22 protein-coding genes and 1 other RNA gene are annotated in these 21,765 nt (G+C 53.2%); 6 read left to right on the forward strand and 17 right to left on the reverse strand.

The window, feature by feature from the left end; translation table 11 throughout:
* Positions 1 to 4: 4 nt before the first annotated feature.
* The 4 genes from prfB to xerD form a co-directional block, all read right to left on the reverse strand.
* Positions 5 to 1,103 (reverse strand): peptide chain release factor 2 gene (prfB, locus tag NNO04_RS06005; protein WP_271443900.1). Its coding sequence is split into 2 segments (ribosomal slippage): positions 5 to 1,027 and positions 1,029 to 1,103, totalling 1,098 coding nucleotides; the frame shifts between segments, so codons are not numbered across the junction.
* Positions 1,104 to 1,193: 90 nt separating this feature from the next.
* Entirely contained in the window at positions 1,194 to 2,927 is a 1,734-nt protein-coding gene (gene recJ, locus NNO04_RS06010) for a single-stranded-DNA-specific exonuclease RecJ (protein WP_271443901.1), read from the reverse strand.
* Positions 2,928 to 2,932: 5 nt separating this feature from the next.
* On the reverse strand, positions 2,933 to 3,646 hold the full coding sequence (dsbC, locus tag NNO04_RS06015; RefSeq protein ID WP_271443902.1) for a bifunctional protein-disulfide isomerase/oxidoreductase DsbC: 714 nt from the start codon (positions 3,644 to 3,646) through the stop codon (positions 2,933 to 2,935).
* Positions 3,647 to 3,669: 23 nt separating this feature from the next.
* A complete protein-coding gene (gene xerD, locus NNO04_RS06020) occupies positions 3,670 to 4,566 on the reverse strand; it encodes a site-specific tyrosine recombinase XerD (protein ID WP_192613404.1) in 897 nt (298 codons plus the stop codon).
* Positions 4,567 to 4,678: 112 nt separating this feature from the next.
* Here xerD and fldB point away from each other — a divergent pair, with 112 nt between their 5' ends.
* Complete coding sequence (fldB, locus tag NNO04_RS06025) at positions 4,679 to 5,200, forward strand: flavodoxin FldB (RefSeq protein ID WP_192613405.1); 522 nt, start codon at positions 4,679 to 4,681, stop codon at positions 5,198 to 5,200.
* Between the two features lie 67 nt (positions 5,201 to 5,267).
* On the opposite strand, the gene NNO04_RS06030 is transcribed toward fldB, so the two are convergent.
* Genes NNO04_RS06030 through NNO04_RS06040 form a run of 3 tightly spaced genes read right to left on the reverse strand, consistent with a single transcriptional unit; the run spans position 5,268 to position 6,145 of the window.
* Positions 5,268 to 5,681 (reverse strand): protein YgfX, encoded by a 414-nt coding sequence (locus NNO04_RS06030; protein ID WP_271443903.1) that lies wholly within the window; start codon positions 5,679 to 5,681, stop codon positions 5,268 to 5,270.
* The gene (sdhE, locus tag NNO04_RS06035; RefSeq protein WP_271443904.1) at positions 5,662 to 5,928 is read right to left on the reverse strand and encodes an FAD assembly factor SdhE; all 267 of its coding nucleotides are present in this window, start codon (positions 5,926 to 5,928) and stop codon (positions 5,662 to 5,664) included. The genes NNO04_RS06030 and sdhE overlap by 20 nt, the downstream gene beginning before the upstream one ends.
* A complete protein-coding gene (locus NNO04_RS06040; RefSeq protein WP_271443905.1) occupies positions 5,918 to 6,145 on the reverse strand; it encodes a hypothetical protein in 228 nt (75 codons plus the stop codon). The genes sdhE and NNO04_RS06040 overlap by 11 nt, the downstream gene beginning before the upstream one ends.
* Before the next feature lie 39 nt (positions 6,146 to 6,184).
* Between NNO04_RS06040 and ygfZ the strand changes: the two genes are divergently transcribed.
* Positions 6,185 to 7,165 (forward strand): tRNA-modifying protein YgfZ, encoded by a 981-nt coding sequence (gene ygfZ, locus NNO04_RS06045; protein ID WP_271443906.1) that lies wholly within the window; start codon positions 6,185 to 6,187, stop codon positions 7,163 to 7,165.
* Between the two features lie 93 nt (positions 7,166 to 7,258).
* On the opposite strand, the gene trhA is transcribed toward ygfZ, so the two are convergent.
* Together trhA and yqfB are read right to left on the reverse strand one after the other, a co-directional pair.
* Positions 7,259 to 7,918, reverse strand: a complete 660-nt coding sequence (trhA, locus tag NNO04_RS06050; protein WP_192613408.1) for a PAQR family membrane homeostasis protein TrhA — start codon at positions 7,916 to 7,918, stop codon at positions 7,259 to 7,261.
* A 162-nt stretch (positions 7,919 to 8,080) separates the two neighbouring features.
* Complete coding sequence (yqfB, locus tag NNO04_RS06055) at positions 8,081 to 8,392, reverse strand: N(4)-acetylcytidine aminohydrolase (RefSeq protein ID WP_271443907.1); 312 nt, start codon at positions 8,390 to 8,392, stop codon at positions 8,081 to 8,083.
* A gap of 52 nt (positions 8,393 to 8,444) precedes the next feature.
* Between yqfB and NNO04_RS06060 the strand changes: the two genes are divergently transcribed.
* Both NNO04_RS06060 and bglA read left to right on the forward strand, forming a co-directional pair.
* Complete coding sequence (locus tag NNO04_RS06060; RefSeq protein WP_271443963.1) at positions 8,445 to 9,173, forward strand: MurR/RpiR family transcriptional regulator; 729 nt, start codon at positions 8,445 to 8,447, stop codon at positions 9,171 to 9,173.
* Positions 9,174 to 9,294: 121 nt separating this feature from the next.
* The gene (bglA, locus tag NNO04_RS06065) at positions 9,295 to 10,728 is read left to right on the forward strand and encodes a 6-phospho-beta-glucosidase BglA (protein ID WP_271443908.1); all 1,434 of its coding nucleotides are present in this window, start codon (positions 9,295 to 9,297) and stop codon (positions 10,726 to 10,728) included.
* A gap of 44 nt (positions 10,729 to 10,772) precedes the next feature.
* On the opposite strand, the gene NNO04_RS06070 is transcribed toward bglA, so the two are convergent.
* The 8 genes from NNO04_RS06070 to NNO04_RS06105 form a co-directional block, all read right to left on the reverse strand.
* Entirely contained in the window at positions 10,773 to 11,516 is a 744-nt protein-coding gene (locus NNO04_RS06070) for an SDR family oxidoreductase (protein WP_271443909.1), read from the reverse strand.
* A gap of 60 nt (positions 11,517 to 11,576) precedes the next feature.
* Entirely contained in the window at positions 11,577 to 14,450 is a 2,874-nt protein-coding gene (gene gcvP / locus NNO04_RS06075; RefSeq protein WP_271443910.1) for an aminomethyl-transferring glycine dehydrogenase, read from the reverse strand.
* Between the two features lie 178 nt (positions 14,451 to 14,628).
* Positions 14,629 to 15,018 carry a glycine cleavage system protein GcvH gene (gene gcvH / locus NNO04_RS06080; protein WP_271443911.1) on the reverse strand — a complete coding sequence of 130 codons (390 nt, stop codon included), beginning with the start codon at positions 15,016 to 15,018 and terminating at the stop codon, positions 14,629 to 14,631.
* Between the two features lie 25 nt (positions 15,019 to 15,043).
* A complete protein-coding gene (gcvT, locus tag NNO04_RS06085) occupies positions 15,044 to 16,138 on the reverse strand; it encodes a glycine cleavage system aminomethyltransferase GcvT (protein ID WP_192613412.1) in 1,095 nt (364 codons plus the stop codon).
* Positions 16,139 to 16,586: 448 nt separating this feature from the next.
* Positions 16,587 to 17,789, reverse strand: a complete 1,203-nt coding sequence (gene ubiI / locus NNO04_RS06090) for an FAD-dependent 2-octaprenylphenol hydroxylase (protein ID WP_271443912.1) — start codon at positions 17,787 to 17,789, stop codon at positions 16,587 to 16,589.
* A 139-nt stretch (positions 17,790 to 17,928) separates the two neighbouring features.
* Complete coding sequence (gene ubiH / locus NNO04_RS06095) at positions 17,929 to 19,107, reverse strand: 2-octaprenyl-6-methoxyphenyl hydroxylase (protein WP_271443913.1); 1,179 nt, start codon at positions 19,105 to 19,107, stop codon at positions 17,929 to 17,931.
* Positions 19,104 to 20,429: a Xaa-Pro aminopeptidase gene (pepP, locus tag NNO04_RS06100; protein WP_271443914.1), complete on the reverse strand. Its 1,326-nt coding sequence runs from the start codon at positions 20,427 to 20,429 to the stop codon at positions 19,104 to 19,106. Before pepP ends, ubiH begins: the two co-directional genes overlap by 4 nt.
* Before the next feature lie 25 nt (positions 20,430 to 20,454).
* Positions 20,455 to 21,033 carry a YecA/YgfB family protein gene (locus tag NNO04_RS06105; RefSeq protein ID WP_271443915.1) on the reverse strand — a complete coding sequence of 193 codons (579 nt, stop codon included), beginning with the start codon at positions 21,031 to 21,033 and terminating at the stop codon, positions 20,455 to 20,457.
* Between the two features lie 166 nt (positions 21,034 to 21,199).
* Here NNO04_RS06105 and zapA point away from each other — a divergent pair, with 166 nt between their 5' ends.
* The gene (zapA, locus tag NNO04_RS06110; protein WP_162380175.1) at positions 21,200 to 21,529 is read left to right on the forward strand and encodes a cell division protein ZapA; all 330 of its coding nucleotides are present in this window, start codon (positions 21,200 to 21,202) and stop codon (positions 21,527 to 21,529) included.
* 41 nt (positions 21,530 to 21,570) lie between these two features.
* A non-coding RNA gene (gene ssrS, locus NNO04_RS06115) (6S RNA) lies at positions 21,571 to 21,754 on the forward strand.
* Positions 21,755 to 21,765: the final 11 nt, after the last annotated feature.

The raw sequence follows: 21,765 nt of genomic DNA on the forward strand, positions 1-21,765 counted from the left end.
TTCCTCATAACCCTGCTTTCAAACTTGCTTCGATAAATTGATCCAGGCTGCCATCCAGCACCGCCTGCGTGTTACGGGTTTCAACCCCGGTACGCAAGTCTTTAATGCGGGAGTCATCAAGGACATATGAACGAATCTGGCTACCCCAGCCGATGTCGGATTTATTGTCTTCCATCGCCTGTTTCTCGGCATTCTTCTTCTGCATTTCCAGTTCATAAAGCTTCGCTTTCATCTGCTTCATGGCCTGGTCTTTGTTTTTGTGCTGGGAACGGTCGTTCTGGCACTGGGTAACAATCCCGGTTGGAATGTGGGTGATACGCACCGCAGATTCCGTACGGTTAACGTGCTGACCGCCCGCGCCAGATGCGCGATAGACGTCGATACGCAGGTCCGCCGGGTTGATATCGATATCGATATCATCGTCCACTTCCGGGTAAACAAATGCAGAGCTAAACGACGTATGGCGACGACCGCCCGAGTCGAAGGGGCTCTTACGCACCAGGCGGTGAACGCCAGTTTCGGTACGCAACCAGCCATACGCGTAATCGCCAGAGATTTTAATGGTCACGGATTTGATCCCTGCCACTTCACCTTCCGACTCTTCGATAATTTCTGTTTTAAAACCGCGCGCTTCTGCCCAGCGCAGATACATACGCTCCAGCATGCTTGCCCAGTCCTGCGCTTCAGTACCGCCGGAACCCGCCTGAATGTCGAGGTAGCAATCCGCGCTGTCATACTCACCGGAGAACATACGACGGAATTCCAGCTGCGCCAGTTTGTCTTCCAGCGTATCGAGTTCAGCTACGGCTTCGTTAAAAGTATCTTCGTCGTCGGCTTCTACAGCCAGTTCCAACAGGCCAGAAACATCTTCCAGCCCCTGTGACATTTGATCGAGCGTATCGACAATAGCCTCAAGGGAAGAACGTTCTTTCCCCAGTGCCTGAGCACGATCGGGTTCATTCCAGACGTCCGGCTGTTCCAGCTCGGCGTTTACTTCTTCCAGACGCTCTTTCTTGGCATCGTAGTCAAAGATACCCCCTAAGAACGTCAGAGCGTTCCGTGAGGTCCTGAATGCGGTTATTTACCGGATTAATTTCAAACATGGTCTGATTTCTTTTATTGGACGAGTCAAAATGCGGTTATAAGGGCGGAATATTAGCGGATTTCGCCCTTTAATTACAGTGAAAGTGATGCTAAATCGGCCAGATGTTATCAATGATAATCTGTAAGCTGCGATTGCCGCGGAACTCGTTAATATCCAGCTTGTAGGCCAGTTCCACTTCGCGCACACCGTTGTCAGGCCAGCACGCCGTGTCGACGTTAAACGCAATACCGTCAAGCAATGGACCACCGCCGACGGGTTCGACCATCACCTTCAGATGACGCTCACCCACCAGCCGTTGCTGCAACAGGCGAAAACGTCCGTCAAACAACGGTTCAGGGAACATTTGCCCCCACGGCCCGGCATCGCGCAACAGTTGCGCCACTTCCATCGTCATTTCATCTGCGCTCAGTGGACCATCGGAGACCACTTCACCCTGCAAGAGCGCCGGATCAAGCCACTCGGTAACCAGCTCGCCAAAACGTTGCTGGAAGCGTTCAAACTGGGCTTCCTCCAGAGATAATCCTGCCGCCATCGCATGGCCGCCAAACTTCAGCATCATGCCCGGATAGAGCGTGTCTAAACGCTCCAGCGCATCACGCATATGCAGTCCCTGAATCGAACGGCCGGACCCTTTTAGGGTGCCGTCGCCCGCAGGGGCAAAAGCAATCACCGGGCGGTGAAAACGCTCTTTAATGCGAGAGGCCAGAATCCCAACGACCCCCTGGTGCCACTCGGGATGGTACATCGCCAGACCGCCGGGCAGCGTTTCGCCGCTGCGCTCCAGTTTTTCGCACAGCGTCAGCGCTTCCGCCTGCATCCCCTGCTCTATTTCTTTGCGGGTCTGATTCAGCGCATCAAGTTCGTTGGCCAGTACGCGTGCTTCACCAATGTTGTCGCACAGCAACAACGCCACGCCAACGGACATATCGTCCAGCCGGCCCGCCGCATTGAGTCGCGGCCCAAGCGCAAATCCCAGGTCGCTGGCCGCCAGTTTTTGCGGATCGCGATTTGAGATCTCCAGCAGCGCTTTAATACCCGGACGGCATTTGCCCGCCCGAATACGGCTCAACCCCTGCCATGTCAGGATACGGTTATTCGTATCGAGCGGCACCACGTCCGCCACCGTCCCTAACGCAACCAGATCCAGCAGATCCGCCAGATTCGGCGGCGCAATGCCGCGCTCGTCAAACCAGCCTTTATCACGCAGGAAAGTCCGCAGCGCCAGCATCAAATAAAACGCAACGCCGACGCCTGCCAATGACTTAGACGGAAACGTACAGTCGCGCAAATTCGGGTTGATGATGGCCTCTGCGGCAGGCAGTGTATCGCCCGGCAGGTGGTGATCGGTGACGACGACAGGAATACCCAGCGCTTTTGCATGCTCCACGCCCATATGAGAGGAGATGCCGTTATCGACAGTTACGATCAATTGCGCGCCACGGGCATGCGCCTGATCCACCACCTCTGGACTTAAACCATAACCATCTTCAAAGCGATTAGGCACCAGATAGCTGATGTTGTCACAGCCCAGCGCGCGCATGCCGAGCACGCTGAGCGCGGTGCTGGTCGCCCCGTCCGCATCAAAGTCGCCCACAACGATAATGCGGGTGCCCTCTCGAAATGCGTTATAGAGGATCTCAACGGCCTTTTCGACGCCGCTCAATTGCTGCCACGGCAGCATGCCTTTAACGCTACGCTCAAGATCCTGCGCGCCACGCACTCCCCGGCTGGCGTACAAACGGCGCAGCAAAGGCGGCAAATCAGCGGGAAGCTCCACCGTCTCATCGGCTTCACGCCGACGCAGTTGTATCTGTTGTTTCACGCGAATTATTTACCGCTGGTCTGTTTCTGGTGCTCGTCAAGAAACGCTTTCATCTCTTTCGGGCCTTGATATCCGGGAACGACATAGCCGTTGCTTAACACGATTGCCGGTGTACCGCTGACGCCAAACTGCACGCCCAGCGCATAATGATCAGCGATATTCACATCGCAACTGGCGGCGGCGACACTCTTACCCGCCATCGCATCATCAAAGGCTTTATTTTTGTCTTTTGCACACCAGATGGACTTCATATCTTGCTCGGCCTGGCTGGCCAGCCCCTGGCGCGGGAAGGCCAGATAACGCACGGTGATCCCCAGAGCGTTATAGTCTTTTATCTCTTCATGCAGCTTGTGACAGTAGCCGCAGGTGATGTCGGTGAAAACGGTAATGACGTGTTTTTCCTGCGCCGCTTTATAGACGATCATCTCTTTTTCCAGCTCGTTCAGGTGATTCATCAGCAATTTATTGGTGACGTTTACCGGATGGGCGCCGCTGACGTCATACATCGGCCCCTGGATAATGTGTTTACCATCTTCGGTGACATACAGTACGCCGCTATTGGTCATCACCGTTTTCATTCCGGCAACCGGCGCCGACTGAATCTCCGTGCTCTGTACACCCAGTTTGGCCAGCGACTGGCGAATCGCTGCGTCGTCGGCGTGTGCCATACCCGCATACGCCGTCGCCAGCAGGGTGAACATCATAATACTTTTTTTCATAACCAATCCTTTCCTGTCAGCATTCACGCTCTGGGGTGATGCTGTTGATGAAGTTGCCGCAAGCGCTCAGTCGCGACATGAGTATAGATTTGCGTCGTCGAGAGATCGCTATGCCCGAGCAGCATCTGCACAACGCGCAAATCCGCGCCATGATTGAGCAAATGCGTAGCAAAGGCATGACGCAAAACGTGTGGCGACAATTTCTCGCTGTCGATCCCCGCCAGCACGGCATAGTGTTTAATTCGGTGCCAGAACGTCTGGCGTGTCATCTGCTGCGCACGCTGGCTGGGAAACAAAACATCGATCGACACACCGTTCAACAACCAGGGACGACCATGTTCGAGATACGTTTCCAGCCAGTACACCGCCTCTTCGCCCAGCGGAACCAACCGTTCTTTGTTCCCCTTACCGATGACCCGCACAACGCCCTGGCGCAGGCTGATGTCGCTCATCGTTAGCCCCACCAGTTCAGAGACGCGAAGCCCCGTTGCGTAAAGCACTTCCAGCATGGCTTTGTCGCGCAGCTCCAGCGGTTGTTCAATCAGCGGCGCTTGCAGCAAACGCTCAACCTGCGCTTCACTGAGATCTTTTGGCAAACGCTGCGGAAGTTTAGGTGACGCAAGTTGCGCGCTCGGATCGTCTTCACGAAATTTTTCGCGGTAAAGATGCTGGAAAAAACGCCGCATGGCGCTTAACAAGCGTGCTGAACTGGTGGCTTTATAGCCGCCATCCATCCGTTCCGCCAGTAAGGCTTGCAGATCGTCGCTTTGCACCGTCGCCAGCGATACCCCGCGATGGTGCAGCCATTCAACCACCATCGACAGATCGCGACGATACGCGCTTAACGTATTTTCCGCCAGATTGCGTTCCAGCCACAGAGCATCAAGAAACTGCTCAATGCGTGCCAGATCCTGTTCCACTTTCGCCCCTTATTCCACTCTCATTTTTGATGCATTATGCCTCATTGTGCCGTGAATGCAGCGAGTCTGGTACACTACCCGCAACGCTACAGCAGAATCGAGATGTTACGTAATGAACATGGGTCTTTTTTACGGTTCCAGCACGTGTTACACCGAAATGGCGGCAGAAAAAATCCGCGATATTCTGGGTCCCGAGCTGGTGACATTGCACAACCTCAAGGATGACGCCCCCACCTTAATGGAGCAGTACGATGTGCTCATTTTAGGTATTCCTACCTGGGATTTCGGTGAAATTCAGGAGGACTGGGAAGCCGTCTGGGAACAACTGGACTCTCTCAATCTGGAAGGCAAAATCGTCGCGCTTTACGGCATGGGCGACCAGTTGGGATACGGTGAATGGTTCCTGGATGCGCTTGGCATGCTGCATGACAAACTCGCCACCAAAGGGGTGAAATTTGTCGGCTACTGGCCCACGGAAGGATACGAGTTCACCAGCCCTAAACCGGTGATTGCCGACGGGCAACTGTTTGTCGGCCTGGCGCTGGATGAAACCAATCAGTACGATCTTAGCGACGAGCGCATTCAAGTCTGGTGCGAACAAATTCTCAGTGAAATGGCCGAACACTATTCCTGAAAAGAGAGCCGTTAAACGATCGTTTTCTGAAGCTTCTCACTGACGAATCAGGCATTCCGCCCGTTCGTCAGTGTTTCTCTTGTTCCGTTTGCTGCAACATTACCCGACGCAACTCACGCCATTCTTTTTCGTCCATGCTATCTGCCGCCAGCCATAAATGTTGACGTCGACCGCTATCCGAGCGCAAGCGCAACATCATGCCCGTTTTGAGCATCCAGGGAGTGCTCTGAATCGCCCACTCCAGCCCCTGCCAGCGTAAACGCCCATCCATCAGTAATTTAATCTCACCCTGACGGGTATTGATACGTCGCTGGCTGCGCACGCAATCGAACACCACCAGTGAGAGCAATATCAGCCACAAAGGGGTATAGCTTAATGGCCATGGCATCAACAAAATCAATGCAGCGACCAACCCATGAAGAAGCAGGGACAGCCACTGTGCGCGCCAGGAGACGCGTAAATCAGATTGCCACAGGACCACGTTCCCGATTCCGTGTCTGGATGAGTCTCACCATCTGCTCCAGTTCTGCATCTGCCGGCTTACCATGATTCATTAACCAGTTGAATAAATCCGGATCATCGCATTCCAGCAAACGAATAAAAATGCGTTTTTCATCATCACTGAGGTTATCGTACTCATGTTCGAAAAACGGCATGATGGAAATGTCGAGCTCACGCATACCACGACGGCATGCCCAGTGAATACGTGCTTTGTTGTTAATATCCATGTTCTTCTTCCTGTCTCGCGAAAATGAAGTACCCGGCTATTGTAACGTGTTTTTCATGTTCTTTTGCGGGAATCTCCATCATCGGAAGCGCGATCGCTAAATAAAAAGACTTTGAGTCAAATGCTTCATCCATTTTGCATGACGCTTCGCAAAGCAGACGAAAGGGCACAAATGGAATGTCTAAAGCACTTGCAATGGGCAATAGCTCTTTTACCATTAGTCATTATTACGGCGTTAAGCAAATCAGGACATTATTATGGCTTTTACACCTTTTCCTCCTCGTCAGCCTTCAACGTCGGCGCGTTTGCCTCTGACGTTGATCACATTAGATGACTGGGCACTGGCCACCATTACCGGTGCAGACTGCGAAAAATATATCCAGGGGCAGGTCACTGCCGACGTGAGTCAACTTACAGAGCATCAGCATGTCCTGGCCGCTCATTGCGATGCCAAAGGAAAGATGTGGAGCAATCTTCGTTTGTTCCGTGATGGCGAAGGGTTTGCCTGGATTGAGCGCCGTAGTCTGCGCGATGCCCAACTGACTGAACTGAAAAAGTACGCCGTGTTTTCTAAAGTCGTCATTGCGCCTGATGATGAATGCGTTCTGCTTGGCGTTGCTGGATTTCAGGCACGCGCAGCGCTGGCGCCTCTCTTTAGTGAACTGCCGGACGCCGAAAAACCGGTAGTAACGCAAGGTGCTTCGACGTTGCTGTGGTTTGAACATCCGTCGGAGCGCTTCCTGCTGGTAACCGATGTCGCCACAGCAAAAGCGCTGACCGAAAAATTGCATGGCGAAGCCGAGCTCAACAACAGCCAGCAGTGGCTTGCGCTGGATATTGAAGCCGGAATCCCGGTCATTGACGCGGCAAATAGCGGACAATTTATTCCCCAGGCAACCAATCTCCAGGCACTGGGGGGGATTAGCTTTAAGAAAGGCTGCTATACCGGTCAGGAGATGGTTGCTCGTGCGAAATTCCGTGGCGCGAACAAACGGGCGCTGTGGTCTCTGGTGGGTATTGCCAGCCGGGTGCCGGAAGCGGGAGAAGATCTTGAACTGCAGATGGGTGAAAACTGGCGTCGTACCGGTACGGTTCTCGCAGCGGTACAGTTAGACGATGGCCGGTTGCGGGTACAAGTTGTAATGAACAACGACATGGAAGCCGACAGCGTATTTCGTGTCCGCGACGATGCCAACACATTGCACATTGAACCGCTGCCATATTCGCTGGAAGAGTAATGGATTAATGCCGGGTAGCGGCTTACGCCTTATCCGGCCTACGATCAGCTTTTCCAGGCCGGATACGTGTAAGCGTCATCCGGCAACAATGGTTCATGCCTGTCCGACATACAGATAAATCGCCAGGAAATGGCAGACGCTGCCTCCCAGCACAAAACCGTGCCAGATTGCATGGTTATAGGGAATGCGTTTGCAGACGTAGAAAATCACACCCAGCGAGTAAATCACGCCGCCGACCGCCAGCAATGTCACGCCACCTGCCGCCAGTTTGACTGCGAGTTGATACACCACAATCAGCGACAGCCATCCCATCGTCAGATATGTTACTAGCGAGAGCACTTTAAACCGATGCGCGATGGTCAGCTTGAACAGAATGCCAAGCAGCGCCAGGCTCCAGATGACGATCATCAGTCCGCGCGCCAGCGGTGAATCCAACCCTACCAGCAGAAACGGTGTGTAAGTGCCCGCAATTAACAGGTAAATCGCGCAATGGTCGAATTTTTTCAACCACACTTTCGCTCGCTGATGGGGGATTGCGTGATACAACGTAGAGGCGAGAAACAGCAGAATCATGCTGCCGCCGTACAGGCTATAGCTGGTAATCGCCGTGACACTGGCATGGCTGTCCGCAGCCTGTACCAGCAACAGAACCAGACCCACAATGCCAAATACCAGGCCAATACCGTGGCTGACGCTGTTGGCTATTTCTTCTGCCAGAGAATATCCCTGTTTTATTGAAGGTTTTTCAACCATGACCTACTCCAGAGAAACGTTCGCGTTCGTGATTGCCTCTCTAGCGTAACTGAGAATGGTTCCAGTGAACACCTGTTAGCTCAAATAAATCCCTTATTTAAAATAATCATTATAAATCATGTAATTAAATTATATTTTTCAACTAACAGTTGTTCTCAATAATTAAAGACATTTAAAATCAATCACATAAAATTGTGACTGCCCAGGGTAAATTTCTGTAATCACCCGCTTCAGCTCATCAAGAGACATGTTTTCTTGTTGCGCATGTTTTTCACTGAGCGTGTCCAGGGTTACGGTAGAGGTTCCTGTGACTTTTATCGTGCAGAAATAGCCGTCATCTTCAAAGCGCCCCACACGCAGAACATCCCCCACGTTAAAATGAGACTCTGAAGCGTCCCGGAGGGTAATCGTTTTACGTCCCGCTAAAATGTCATCCTGAAAGCGCTGAAAAAAAGTAATGTCGTTTGGCTGCATGTTATTATTTCCTGAAGATGAAGTCTGATGAGTGAGTATTGCCATTGTGAGTATGTTCTCCCACGCTGCCATCGCCAGTCTCAACAATCTTGAGATGTTGGTCTACAACTATGTCATCAAAAACCGCGATAACGTCGTCTACATGACCATTCGCGAACTGGCTGACGCGGCAGGGGTTTCCACCACCACGGTGCTGCGCTTTTGCCGCAAACTGAACTGTGATGGCTACTCTGAGTTTCGCGTACGGTTTAAATTATATTTAGAGCAGAATGAACCGCAACAGGTTAATTTTGGCGCCAGCGAGATTATCAGCTTTTTTAAAAGTGTGAATAACGACGAATTCGATAAATTACTCGATCACGCGGTAGAAATTATTTTATCTTCCGAGCGAATTATATTCGTCGGTGCCGGAACATCCGGGGCTCTGGCTAAATATGGCGCGCGTTTTTTCTCAAACGTTGGGAAATTCAGTAACCATATTGATGATCCTTATTTCCCTGTCACCAATGATATGGCCAGAAACGCCCTTGCGATCGTGCTTTCTGTCTCTGGAGAAACGGCAGAGATCCTGCGTTTTGCCAGCCAGTTCAGCCTGCATAACTGTAAAGTGCTGTCTGTTACCAGCCATGAACACTCCGCACTGGCAAAGCTGGCCGACTTTAATCTCTCCTGGCATGTGCCACAAACGCGCATTGCTGGTGTTTATGATATTACGACCCAGATCCCTGTTATTTATATTCTCGAGACGTTAGGCCGTAAACTGGCGAAAAAATTAGCGTGAAAAAACAATTTGTTTTTTCGATGTAACAAGTCACAACGCGGCTATTTTGTTATATCGTGACATTTCATATCTCTTTGTTAGACTCAAAATCAGAAGATCATTAATTTGAGATTGAGCCTAAATGAAAAAAATCACCTTACCGAAAGATTTCTTATGGGGTGGCGCCGTCGCAGCCCACCAGGTTGAAGGCGGCTGGAACAAAGGTGGCAAAGGACCGAGCATTTGTGACGTGCTGACCGGCGGCGCACACGGCGTTCCGCGTGAAATCACCCAGCAAGTGGTGCCGGGAAAATACTATCCCAACCACGAAGCCGTCGATTTCTATGGGCACTACAAAGAAGATATTAAACTCTTCGCCGAAATGGGTTTTAAATGTTTCCGAACCTCCATCGCCTGGACCCGCATCTTCCCACAAGGCGACGAAACTCAGCCTAACGAAGAAGGGCTAAAATTCTACGATGACATGTTCGACGAATTGCTCAAATACAATATCGAACCTGTTATCACCCTCTCCCACTTCGAAATGCCGTTACATCTGGTACAGCAGTACGGGGGCTGGACTCACCGTAAAGTCGTGGATTTCTTTGTGCGTTTCGCTGAAGTGGTATTTGAACGCTACCAGCACAAGGTCAAATACTGGATGACCTTCAACGAGATAAACAATCAGCGGAACTGGCGCGCACCACTGTTTGGCTACTGCTGCTCTGGTGTGGTCTACACCGAACATGAAAACCCACAAGAGACCCTGTATCAGGTGCTGCATCATCAGTTTGTCGCCAGCGCCCTGGCGGTGAAAGCGGCACGCCGTATTAATCCTGAAATGAAAGTCGGCTGTATGCTGGCGATGGTGCCGCTGTATCCCTTCTCCTGTAAGCCAGAAGACATGATGTTTGCACAGGAATCGATGCGTGAACGCTATGTCTTTACCGACGTACAGTTACGCGGTTACTACCCCTCTTATGTGCTAAACGAATGGGAACGCCGGGGTTTTAACATCAAAATGGAAGAGGGGGATAGCGCAGTTCTGCGTGAAGGTACCTGTGATTATCTTGGTTTCAGCTATTACATGACCAACGCAGTAAAAGCCGAAGGCGGCAGTGGCGATGCGATTTCCGGTTTCGAAGGCAGCGTACCGAATCCACACGTGAAAGCGTCCGACTGGGGGTGGCAAATTGACCCGACGGGTCTGCGTTACGCGCTTTGCGAGCTATATGAACGCTATCAGAAACCGTTGTTTATCGTGGAAAACGGCTTTGGCGCCTACGACAAAGTGGAAGAAGATGGCAGCATCAACGATGACTACCGTATCGATTATCTGCGCGCCCACGTCGAAGAGATGATAAAAGCAGTGACGTATGATGGTGTGGATCTGATGGGGTATACCCCGTGGGGCTGCATTGATTGCGTCTCTTTCACCACCGGACAGTACAGCAAGCGTTACGGCTTTATCTATGTGAACAAGCATGACGACGGCACTGGCGATATGTCTCGTTCACGTAAGAAGAGCTTCAACTGGTATAAAGAAGTGATTGCCAGTAACGGCGAGAATCTGTGATTTTTTGCCGGAGGGCGAAAACGCGTTCTCCGGCAATTAACGTCCTATTTTCCACCCGCCAGCTCAAGAAAACTGCCCGTCACATACGACGCTTTCTCACTCAAAAGCCAGACAATCGCCTGAGCAACCTCTTTCGGTTGCCCACCACGTTGCATAGGTAGCATGGACTTAACGCGATCAACTCTGCCTGGCTCACCGCCTGAAGCATGCATGTCGGTATAGATCAGGCCAGGACGCACGCAGTTCACGCGTATTCCCTGCGCCGCCACTTCCAGCGCCAGACCGGTGGTAAGCGTATCTACCGCCCCTTTCGACGCCGCGTAATCGACATACTCGAAAGGTGCGCCAAGCCGTGCTGCCGCCGAGGAGACATTCACAATCGCCCCGCCCTTGCCGCCATGCTTAAGCGACATTCGCTTCACGGCCTCCCGGCAACAGAGGAAATAACCGGTCACGTTAGTGGCCAACACGCGATTAATCCGCTCGGCGGTCAGATTTTCTACCGTGCTTTGTTCGAACAAAATCCCGGCGTTATTCACCAGCGCAGTCAGCGGTTCACCGATACGATCGAGAGAGTCAAACATCGACATCACCTGGCTTTCATCGCTAATGTCAGCACGCAGGGCGAATGCCTTACCGCCCGCAGCGACAATTGTGTTGACCACTTCCGTTGCCGCGCGAATATTGTGATGAAAGTTAACGGCGACGGTGTACCCCTCTGTCGCCAGTTGCAGTGCGGTTGCGCGCCCGATCCCCCGGCTGCCGCCCGTTACAAGTGCGATTGCCATACCCTTCTCCCCAAAAATAAAGGCGCCGAAGCGCCTTTAAAAGATAGTTGAAGCGGAAAATTACTGGTATTCGCTCATCGGTACGCAAGAGCAGAACAGATTACGGTCGCCGTAGACATCGTCGAGACGTTTTACCGTCGGCCAGTATTTGTTCTCTACGCCCGCAGGGAACACAGCGATTTCACGGGTGTACCCATGATTCCACTCCGCCACCAGCTCATTCTGAGTGTGCGGCGCGTTAACCAGAGGGTTATCTTCCAGTGCCCACTCGCCCGCTTTCACGCGATCAATTTCAGCACGAATCGCCAGCATCGCATTGATAAAGCGATCCAGTTCAACCTTGCTTTCGGATTCCGTCGGTTCCACCATCAGCGTACCCGCAACCGGGAAGGACATGGTCGGCGCATGGAAACCGTAGTCGATCAGGCGTTTGGCGATATCCAGTTCACTGATGCCCGTCTCGTCTTTCAGCGGGCGAATATCGAGAATGCATTCGTGCGCCACGCGGCCATCACGACCCGTGTACAGCACCGGATAGGCATCTTTCAGACGGCTGGCAATGTAGTTAGCATTGAGAATCGCCACCTGGCTTGCTTTTTTCAGACCTTCTGCGCCCATCATGCGGATGTACATCCAGCTAATAGGCAGAATAGAAGCGCTACCGAATGGCGCGGCGGAAACTGCGCCCTGACGGGTCAGCATGCCTTCGATCTGCACCACGCTATGACCTGGTACAAACGGCGCCAGATGCGATTTCACCCCGATAGGACCCATACCTGGGCCGCCACCGCCGTGCGGAATACAGAAGGTTTTATGCAAGTTGAGGTGCGATACATCTGCGCCGATAAAGCCAGGCGTAGTGATACCGACCTGCGCGTTCATGTTTGCGCCATCAAGGTAAACCTGGCCGCCAAACTGATGAACGATTTCGCACACTTCACGGATCGTCTCTTCATACACACCGTGGGTGGACGGGTACGTCACCATGATGCAGGAGAGGCTATCACCGTGCTGCTCTGCTTTCTCACGCAGATCCACCAGATCGATGTTGCCCTGTTTGTCGCACGCGACGACGACGACCTGCATCCCCGCCATTTGCGCCGACGCCGGGTTAGTGCCGTGAGCAGACGCCGGGATCAGACAGATATCGCGATGCCCTTCGTTGCGGCTTTCGTGGTAATGACGAATCGCCAACAGACCCGCATATTCACCCTGCGCACCCGAGTTCGGCTGCATGCACACGGCGTCGTAACCGGTCAGTTTAACCAGCCATTCAGAAAGCTGGCTGATCATCTGATGATACCCTTCCGCCTGATCCGCAGGGCAGAAAGGATGCAGTTCAGCAAACTCCGGCCAGGTGATAGGGATCATCTCGGCAGCGGCGTTCAGTTTCATGGTGCAGGAGCCCAGCGGGATCATCGCCTGATTCAGCGCCAGATCTTTGCGTTCCAGAGAGTGCATGTAACGCATCATCTCGGTTTCGCTGTGATAGCGGTTGAATACCGGATGCGCCAGGATCTCGTCGTCACGCAGCATGCTGTCCTGAATAGAACGACTGTCATGCGCGACGTCTTTGTCCAGCGTGTCGATATTCAGGCCATGATGATCGCCAAGCAGCACGGAGAACAACGCCAGCACGTTTTCACGGGTAGTCGTTTCATCCAGCGTAATGCCGACCGCATTGTGGATATCGCTACGCAGGTTGATTTCTGCCGCTTCAGCGCGCGCCAGTACCGCAGCTTTGTCAGTCACTTCCACGCACAGCGTGTCAAAGTAGTGCGCATGACGCAGCTTCATCCCTTTCTGTTGCAGGCCGGTTGCCAGAATATCGGTCAGGCGATGAATGCGATTTGCAATGCGTTTCAGCCCTTCCGGCCCATGATAAACCGCATACAGGCTGGCGATGTTGGCCAGCAGCACCTGAGAGGTACAGATATTGGAGTTCGCTTTCTCGCGACGGATATGCTGCTCGCGAGTCTGCATCGCCATACGCAGAGCGGTATTGCCCGCCGCATCTTTTGATACGCCGATAATACGACCCGGCATAGAGCGTTTGAATTCATCTTTCGCGGCAAAGAATGCCGCATGCGGGCCGCCGTAGCCCATCGGTACACCAAAGCGTTGTGCAGAACCGAACACGATATCTGCGCCTTGTTTACCAGGTGCCGTCAGCAGAACCAGCGCCATAAAATCGGCGGCAACGCTGACCACAATTTTGCGCGACTTCAGCTCGCTAATCAGCGCGCTGTAATCATGGACTTCCCCGGTCGTGCCCACCTGCTGTAACAGCACGCCAAACACATCCTGGTGATCAACCACTTTTGCGGCGTCGTCGACGATCACGTCAAAACCGAAGGTTTCCGCACGGGTGCGGACCACGTCCAGCGTTTGCGGATGCACGTCGGAGGCGACAAAGAAACGGTTCGCGTTTTTCAGCTTACTCACGCGTTTCGCCATTGCCATCGCTTCGGCCGCCGCAGTCGCTTCGTCGAGCAGAGACGCAGAGGCCATATCCAGACCAGTCAGATCCAGCGTCACCTGCTGGAAATTCAGCAGTGATTCCAGACGACCCTGGGAAACTTCCGGTTGGTATGGCGTATACGCGGTGTACCAACCCGGATTCTCTAACATATTACGCAGGATAACCGGCGGCAATTGCACGGCGGTGTAGCCCATGCCGATGTAAGACGTGAAGCGCTTATTGCGGCTGGCGATAGCTTTGAGTTCTGCCAGCGCAGCATATTCGGTCGCAGCTTCACCCACCTGCGGCGGGGTCGCAAGCTGAATATCTTTCGGCACAATCTGGCCGATCAGCGCGTTTAACGACTCGGCGCCTACGGCATTCAGCATTTCTTGCTGTTGCGCAGCGTCCGGTCCGATGTGGCGTTCAATGAAAGCGCCGCTGTTTTCAAGCTGGCTTAACGTCTGTGTCATGGGCGATGGTTCCTGAAACGTGCAGTGAATCGTAGGTGTCTCTACTTACCTGAATACGCAAAATAATTCGCGTTGCAGGAAGGCGGCAAGTCAGTGAATCCCCAGTCACGTACATAAGTACGTGACTGGGGTGAACGAGCGCAGCCAACGCGCCTGCAGCGCGAAGTATGAAGCGTATTTATTCGTCTTCTAACAGGGCTTCGTATGCAGTGGCATCCAGCAGCGCGTCGATTTCGCTCGCGTCGTTGGCTTTGATTTTGAAAATCCAGCCACCCGCATACGGTTCGCTGTTGATAAGCTCCGGAGAGTCGCTGAGCGCGTCGTTAACAGCGACGATCTCGCCACCGACTGGCGCATAAATATCAGATGCCGCTTTAACGGACTCTGCAACCGCGCAATCATCGCCTGCGCTAACGGTGGTGCCGACGTCTGGCAGATCGACAAACACCATGTCGCCCAACAATTCTTGTGCGTGTTCGGTAATGCCCACGGTGTAAGTACCGTCCGCCTCTTTACGCAGCCATTCGTGTTCTTTGCTGTATTTCAGTTCTGCTGGTACGTTGCTCATCAATCAATCTCCAAAAAAGGATGAATCACGCGACGGCTTTGCCGTTACGCACAAAAACAGGTTTCGTTACTTTTACCGGCATCTCGCGGTTACGGATCTGCACAATCGCCGTTTCACCAATGCCCGCTGGCACACGCGCCAGCGCAATGCTGTAACCCAGCGTCGGAGAGAAAGTGCCGCTGGTGATAATGCCTTCCTGCGTGTTGCCCTGTGCATCGATAAAGCGAACCGGCAACTCATTACGCAACACGCCTTTTTCCGTCATGATCAGACCGACCAACTGCTCGTGCCCTTTTTCACGCTGCGTTTCCAGCGCTTCGCGACCGATGAAATCACGGTCAGTCGGTTCCCAGGCAATGGTCCAGCCCATGTTGGCGGCTAATGGAGAAATGCTTTCGTCCATCTCCTGGCTGTACAGGTTCATGCCGGCTTCCAGACGCAACGTATCACGCGCGCCCAAACCACACGGTTTCACACCCGCTTCCACCAGCGCACGCCAAAAATCTGCCGCCTTTTCATTTGGCATGGCGATTTCATAGCCCGCTTCACCGGTATAACCGGTTGTCGCAATAAAGAGATCGCCCGCCTGGACGCCAAAGAACGGTTTCATCCCGTCGACTGCGCGACGCTGTTCTTCAGTAAACAACGCAGCTGCTTTCGCCTGCCCGTTTGGCCCCTGTACAGCGATCAACGACAGATCGTCACGGACGGTAATGTCGATGGCATAAGGTTCGGCGTGTTGGGAAATCCAGGAGAGGTCTTTTTCGCGGGTGGCGGAGTTAACAACGAGGCGGAAGAAATCTTCAGTGAAGTAGTAGACGATAAGGTCATCTATCACGCCGCCCGAGGCATTCAGCATACCGGAGTAGAGGGCTTTCCCGCTCTTCGTTAGCTTTGCCACGTCATTTGCCAGCAGATAACGCAAAAACTCCCGGGTGCGGCTGCCTCGCAGATCGACAATCGTCATATGCGAAACATCAAACATACCGGCATCGGTGCGCACAGCATGATGCTCATCGAGCTGGGAACCGTAATGCAGCGGCATCATCCAGCCATGGAAATCGACCATCCGGGCGCCACATAACGTGTGTTGTTCGTACAAAGGAGTCTGTTGAGCCATCTTTTCCTCGTTGAATAAGCAGGGCTTACAACCATTTCGTGATGAAATTTACGCCACGAAACCCGTTATCGAAGCCACGTTATGGCCTCAACGCAAACGTTCTCTTTCCCTTGAACTTACCACCGAAACTGATGCTTAACCATAAGGTAAAATTAACCATCACATTAGCTTATGCCAAAAAACGGCAAAGCAGACCACGGAATAAAAAACCAAAAATATAATTAACGCGTCCATAACACATAAATAACAGGAACAAATAGCCGCATAAATCGATATTAAATTCTAAAAAAATGTCAAAAATCGAGACGAGAGAAAATCGTGATATAAAAAAATCTAATGCGAAAAACAGCGTGGAATTAGATTATTTCAAATGAGGGAAATCCCCCGGCGTGAAGGCCGGGAGAAGAAAGTGTGACGGGTCTCAAACTCTTAAAAGCGGGAGGATTTCTTAACGAAGCCACTCAGGCAAATCATTCAGCCCCATCGCCTGACGGATAAGTTGCGGTTTTACACCAGGAAGGGTATCGGCCAGTTTCAGACCAATATCGCGCAGCAATTTCTTCGCCGGATTCTCCCCAGCAAATAGCTCGCGAAAACCTTGCATACCGGCCAGCATCATGGCGGCACTGTGCTTACGGCTACGCTCGTAACGACGCAAATAGAGATACTGGCCGATATCTTTGCCCTGGCGCTGCAACCGCTTCAGTTCGTCGATAAGTTCCGCTGCATCCATAAAGCCGAGGTTAACCCCCTGTCCCGCCAGTGGATGAATGGTATGGGCGGCATCGCCGACCAATGCCAGACGATGGGCGGCAAACTGGCGCGCATAGCGCCCCGTCAGCGGGAACACCTGACGTTCGCTTTCCACCCTACACAGCCCCAACCGGTTATCAAACGCAATATTCAACGCCCGGTTAAATTCCTCTTCGCTCGCCTGTTGCATCCGCTCAGCCTCTTGCGGCGAAAGCGACCAGACAATAGAGCAAAGATGCGGGTCGACGAGCGGCAGAAACGCGAGAATACCCTCACCATGAAACGCCTGGCGAGCAACGGCATCATGCGCCTCTTCGGTGCGAATGGTGGCGACCAGCGCATGATGGCGATAATCCCAGAAGGTCAGCGGTATATCAGCTTTGCTGCGCAGCCAGGAGTTAGCGCCGTCCGCCCCAACCACCAAACGAGCGGTTAGCATCGTGCCGTCTTTCAGGGTCAGAAACGTTTCATTTTCCCCCCAGGCCACCTGCTGCAGTTCTGCAGGAGCCATCAATGTAATATCAGAGGATTGTTGCGCTTTTTGCCACAAAGCGTAGTGGATCACCGTATTTTCAACGATGTGCCCAAGATGGCTGTAGCCCATGCTTTTATCATCGAACGCAATGCGTCCAAAACTGTCTTTGTCCCAGACTTCCATGCCGTGATAGCAACTGGCCCGACGGGCAACAATATCTGACCACACACCGAGACGCGTGAGCAATTTTTCGCTGGCGGCATTAATGGCCGACACACGAAGCGCCGGTGGAGCATCATTCGCCAGTGGCTGAGGGACATGCTGTTCCAGCACGGCAACGCGTAAGCCGCTACCCTGTAAACCGCAGGCGACGGCCAGACCTACCATGCCGCCCCCCACAATAGCTACATCAACACTTTGCACTGTTTGCTCCTGAAAATAGGACAATCAAAAACCGTAGGCCGGATAAGGCAAAGCCGCCATCCGGCATTACTTCCGCTGCATTACCTGATGGTGCAACGCTAATCAGGCCCACTTCTTTATTACGGCCTACAGGTTATATTTAGCGCGCGACCCAACCCAGGGTGCGCTCCGCCAGCACATCGCGTGCCGGTGTCAATAATTCCATTGCCATCAATCCGACATTGCGCCCAACAACCAGTGGCGCCCAGTGATTGGCAAACAGATAAACCAGACTGTTCGTGACGCCAATCGTTGTCTCACGATCAGCCTGTCGACGTTGTTGATAACGCGACAGCACACAATATTCGCCAACATCTTCACCGGCTTGCCACGCCTGGGTCAGCGTTTCGGCAAGGCTCATCACATCGCGTAATCCAAGATTAAAACCTTGTCCTGCGATAGGGTGTAGTGTCTGCGCGGCATTCCCCACCAGCACGGTACGATGGGTGACGGCTTTGACCGCCGTGGTCAGCGAAAGCGGATAGGCACTGCGTTTCCCGGCCTGGGTAATTCGCCCCAACCGCCAGCCAAATGCGCTCTGCAATTCACGGCAAAACTGTTCATCAGACCAGGCCATCACCTCATCACGCCGCTCAAGCGGATGACACCACACCAGTGAGCAGCGCTCGGAAGACATTGGCAACATCGCCAGTGGTCCATGTTGGGTAAAGCGCTCAAACGCACGACCTTCGTGGGGCACAGAGACAGCGACGTTGGCGATCACCGCTAGCTGTTCGTATGGCGTTTGCTGCCAGTCCACACCGCAGGCCGTTGCCAGCGCTGAACGCGTGCCATCAGCCGCAACTAACACGTCGCCGGTAATCACATCACCGTTTTCCAGCGTAACGTTTACCTGCTCCTGCGTGCGTGAGACAGTGGCGACACGAGCGGGGCAGTGCAGCGTCACGCCCGGCGCTTTGCGCAACAGCCCGAACAAACGCTGACCGACATCGTGCAACTCAACGACCTGCCCTAACGCTGCAATCCGGTAATCCTGCGCATCCAGGGTGACAAACCCGGCATGCCCGCGATCGCTGACGTGAACGGTATTGATGGCCGTTGCGCAATCGGCAATCGCCTGCCAAATACCCATCCGCGCCAGTTGCTGACAGGTTCCTGCCGCCAGGGCGATTGCCCGGGCGTCGAAACCAGGGTGATCCTGTGCTTCAGGCGATGTCGCTTCAATCAGATGCACCGGCAGTTTGCCATGACTCAATTGAGATATTGCCAGCGCCAGCGTCGCCCCGGCCATCCCGCCACCGACGATAATCACGCTCATTGTTGGCGCGCCGCAGCCATTAAGGCTTCAATGTCGTCCGCTTTTTTCACTACGCTGGCGGTCAGGTTTTCGTTACCGGTTTGTGTGATGACAATGTCATCTTCAATTCGGATACCAATACCGCGATATACTTCCGGTACGTCGGCATCTGGCGCGATGTAGAGACCAGGCTCCACGGTCAGAACCATACCCGGCTCAAGCGGGCGGGAACGATCCTTGCCATATGTGCCGACATCATGCACATCCAGCCCCAGCCAGTGACTCAGGCCATGCATAAAGAAAGGACGATGAGCGTTATCGGCGATCAGTTGATCGATTTCGCCCTTCAGGATGCCCAGTTTCACCAGGCCGGTGACCATAATGCGCACCACCTCGCCGGTCACGTCCTGAATGGAGGTGCCTGGGCGATACAGGCGCAAACTGGTTTCCAGCGACGCCAGTACAATGTCGTAAATCTCGCGCTGGGCAGGCGTGAACTTGCCGTTGACCGGGAAGGTTCGCGTGATGTCCCCGGCATACCCTTTGTATTCGCATCCGGCGTCAATCAACACCAACGAGCCATCGCGCATTTCACTTTCATTTTCGGTGTAATGCAGGATGCAGCCATTTGCGCCGCTGCCCACTATGGTGTTATAGGAAGGATAACGCGCGCCGTGACGCGTAAATTCGTGGTGAATCTCCCCTTCCAGTTGATACTCAAACATACCCGGACGGCATTTCTCCATCGCCCGCGTATGCGCCAGCGCGCTGATCTCTCCGGCACGTCGCATTACGGCGATTTCTTCCGCTGATTTAAACAGGCGCATTTCATGCACCATCGGTCGCCAGTCGGTGAGCGTCGCCGGCGCTTTCAGATTCTGACGCGCCCCTTTACGCAGCTTATCCAGCGCGGTAAAGACAATTTCATCCGCCCAGGCATATTCGCCTTGCGCGTGGTACACCACATCCAGGCCATTAAGCAACTGGAAGAGTTGCTGGTTGATCTCACTGAACGCCAGAGCACGATCCACGCCCAGTTTTTCTGGCGCGGCATCCTGCCCGAGACGGCGGCCAAACCAAATCTCCGCGGTCAGGTCGCGAACCCGGTTAAACAAAACGCTGTGGTTATGAGTGTCATCGCTTTTAATCAGCACCAGCACCGCTTCCGGTTCATTAAAACCGGTGAAATACCAGAAGTCGCTGCTCTGGCGATACGGATATTCACTGTCCGCGCTACGCGTCGCTTCTGGTGCGGCGAAAATCAGCGCCGCGCTGCCAGCCGGCATTTGCGCCAGTAATGCCTGGCGACGACGCAGGTATTCTTGCAGGGATAGTTCGCTCATAACACTCTCCTTGGCGTTTTCGTTCTTAATGCAGGGTCGGTTTGCGCACTTCCGGCGCGGTGGGCTGCTGACGCGTAAAGGTGTCGTGGCACAGCAGCGCCGCAACACGCACATATTCGATGATCTCTTCGAGCGACATCTCCAGCTCTTCCTGATCTTCGTCTTCGTCATAACCCAACTGCGCAATGTTGCGCAGGTCGTCAATCGCTTCGCCGGTTTCACCCGTCACTTTGTCGAGCTTAGGCTGTGTGACGCCAAGTCCGAGTAAAAAGTGATTGACCCAGCCTGCCAGTGCATCGGCGCGATCAAACACGCTGACGTCGTCGCCTTCAGGCAGAAAAAGCTGAAAAAGAAAGCCGTCATCTTCCAGCGCATCGCTTGTTGCGGCATGCATGTTGCGCAATGCCTGCGCCAGTTCATGACCAAAGGCCAAACCTTCGTTTGTCAGGTCATGAAGCAGCGGCTGCCAGGAGCTGTCATTGTTACCGCCACAAATCATCCCGCTTATCAAACCGTGCATTTCGGCTGGGGTCAATCCTGCCCCTTGTTGGTTCAAAAACTGGTTCATTTCGGTGTAACCAGGCATTTCGTTCTGTATAGACATAAGCATTCGTCATCAAAGGGAGGATATTCATGATATGCTACCACTTTGGACCCTGGTGAACCAGAAAAGGGCTTGTATCTTCATACCAGGGTAGCTATAGTGTCGCCCCTTCGCGGACCCAGGGTTCGGAGACGAAGGCAGCGCAGTCAATCAGCAGGAAGGTGGCATGTCTGCACAACCCGTCGATATCCAAATATTTGGCCGTTCACTGCGAGTGAATTGCCCGCCAGAACAAAAGGATGCGTTGAATCAGGCAGCGGACGATCTTAATCAGCGGTTGCAAGATCTAAAAGTTCGCACTAGAGTCACAAATACTGAGCAGCTGGTTTTCATCGCCGCATTGAACATCAGCTATGAATTAGCTCAGGAAAAAGCGAAGACGCGTGACTACGCGGCAAGCATGGAACAACGTATTCGGATGCTGCAACAGACCATCGAACAAGCGTTGCTTGATCAGGGTCGCATAACCGAAAAAACGGGCCAAAACTTTGAATAACACTTTTCGGTTTACTATGGTAGAGTGACCGTGAAGACAAAATTTCTCTGAGATGTTTGCAAGCGGGCCAGTCCCCTGAGCCGATATTTCATACCACAAGAATGTGGCGCTCCACGGTTGGTGAGCATGCTCGGTCCGTCCGAGAAGCCTTAAAACTGTGACGACGCATTCACCTTGAACCAAGGGTTCAAGGGTTACAGCCTGCGGCGGCATCTCGGAGATTCCCCTTCTACCTA

It is taken from the genome of Citrobacter sp. Awk 4, assembly GCF_028069725.1.
In the GTDB taxonomy this organism is placed as follows: Bacteria; Pseudomonadota; Gammaproteobacteria; order Enterobacterales; family Enterobacteriaceae; genus Citrobacter_D.

What these genes read in the sequence shown, in the direction of transcription:
- dsbC (WP_271443902.1), bottom strand. Translation starts at nt 3,646, where the DNA reads ATGAAAAAAAGTATTATGATGTTCACCCTGCTGGCGACGGCGTATGCG.
- fldB (WP_192613405.1), top strand. Translation starts at nt 4,679, where the DNA reads ATGAACATGGGTCTTTTTTACGGTTCCAGCACGTGTTACACCGAAATG.
- sdhE (WP_271443904.1), bottom strand. Translation starts at nt 5,928, where the DNA reads ATGGATATTAACAACAAAGCACGTATTCACTGGGCATGCCGTCGTGGT.
- NNO04_RS06040 (WP_271443905.1), bottom strand. Translation starts at nt 6,145, where the DNA reads ATGGTAAAAGAGCTATTGCCCATTGCAAGTGCTTTAGACATTCCATTT.
- ygfZ (WP_271443906.1), top strand. Translation starts at nt 6,185, where the DNA reads ATGGCTTTTACACCTTTTCCTCCTCGTCAGCCTTCAACGTCGGCGCGT.
- trhA (WP_192613408.1), bottom strand. Translation starts at nt 7,918, where the DNA reads ATGGTTGAAAAACCTTCAATAAAACAGGGATATTCTCTGGCAGAAGAA.
- yqfB (WP_271443907.1), bottom strand. Translation starts at nt 8,392, where the DNA reads ATGCAGCCAAACGACATTACTTTTTTTCAGCGCTTTCAGGATGACATT.
- NNO04_RS06060 (WP_271443963.1), top strand. Translation starts at nt 8,445, where the DNA reads ATGTTCTCCCACGCTGCCATCGCCAGTCTCAACAATCTTGAGATGTTG.
- bglA (WP_271443908.1), top strand. Translation starts at nt 9,295, where the DNA reads ATGAAAAAAATCACCTTACCGAAAGATTTCTTATGGGGTGGCGCCGTC.
- NNO04_RS06070 (WP_271443909.1), bottom strand. Translation starts at nt 11,516, where the DNA reads ATGGCAATCGCACTTGTAACGGGCGGCAGCCGGGGGATCGGGCGCGCA.
- gcvP (WP_271443910.1), bottom strand. Translation starts at nt 14,450, where the DNA reads ATGACACAGACGTTAAGCCAGCTTGAAAACAGCGGCGCTTTCATTGAA.
- gcvH (WP_271443911.1), bottom strand. Translation starts at nt 15,018, where the DNA reads ATGAGCAACGTACCAGCAGAACTGAAATACAGCAAAGAACACGAATGG.
- gcvT (WP_192613412.1), bottom strand. Translation starts at nt 16,138, where the DNA reads ATGGCTCAACAGACTCCTTTGTACGAACAACACACGTTATGTGGCGCC.
- ubiH (WP_271443913.1), bottom strand. Translation starts at nt 19,107, where the DNA reads ATGAGCGTGATTATCGTCGGTGGCGGGATGGCCGGGGCGACGCTGGCG.
- pepP (WP_271443914.1), bottom strand. Translation starts at nt 20,429, where the DNA reads ATGAGCGAACTATCCCTGCAAGAATACCTGCGTCGTCGCCAGGCATTA.
- NNO04_RS06105 (WP_271443915.1), bottom strand. Translation starts at nt 21,033, where the DNA reads ATGTCTATACAGAACGAAATGCCTGGTTACACCGAAATGAACCAGTTT.
- zapA (WP_162380175.1), top strand. Translation starts at nt 21,200, where the DNA reads ATGTCTGCACAACCCGTCGATATCCAAATATTTGGCCGTTCACTGCGA.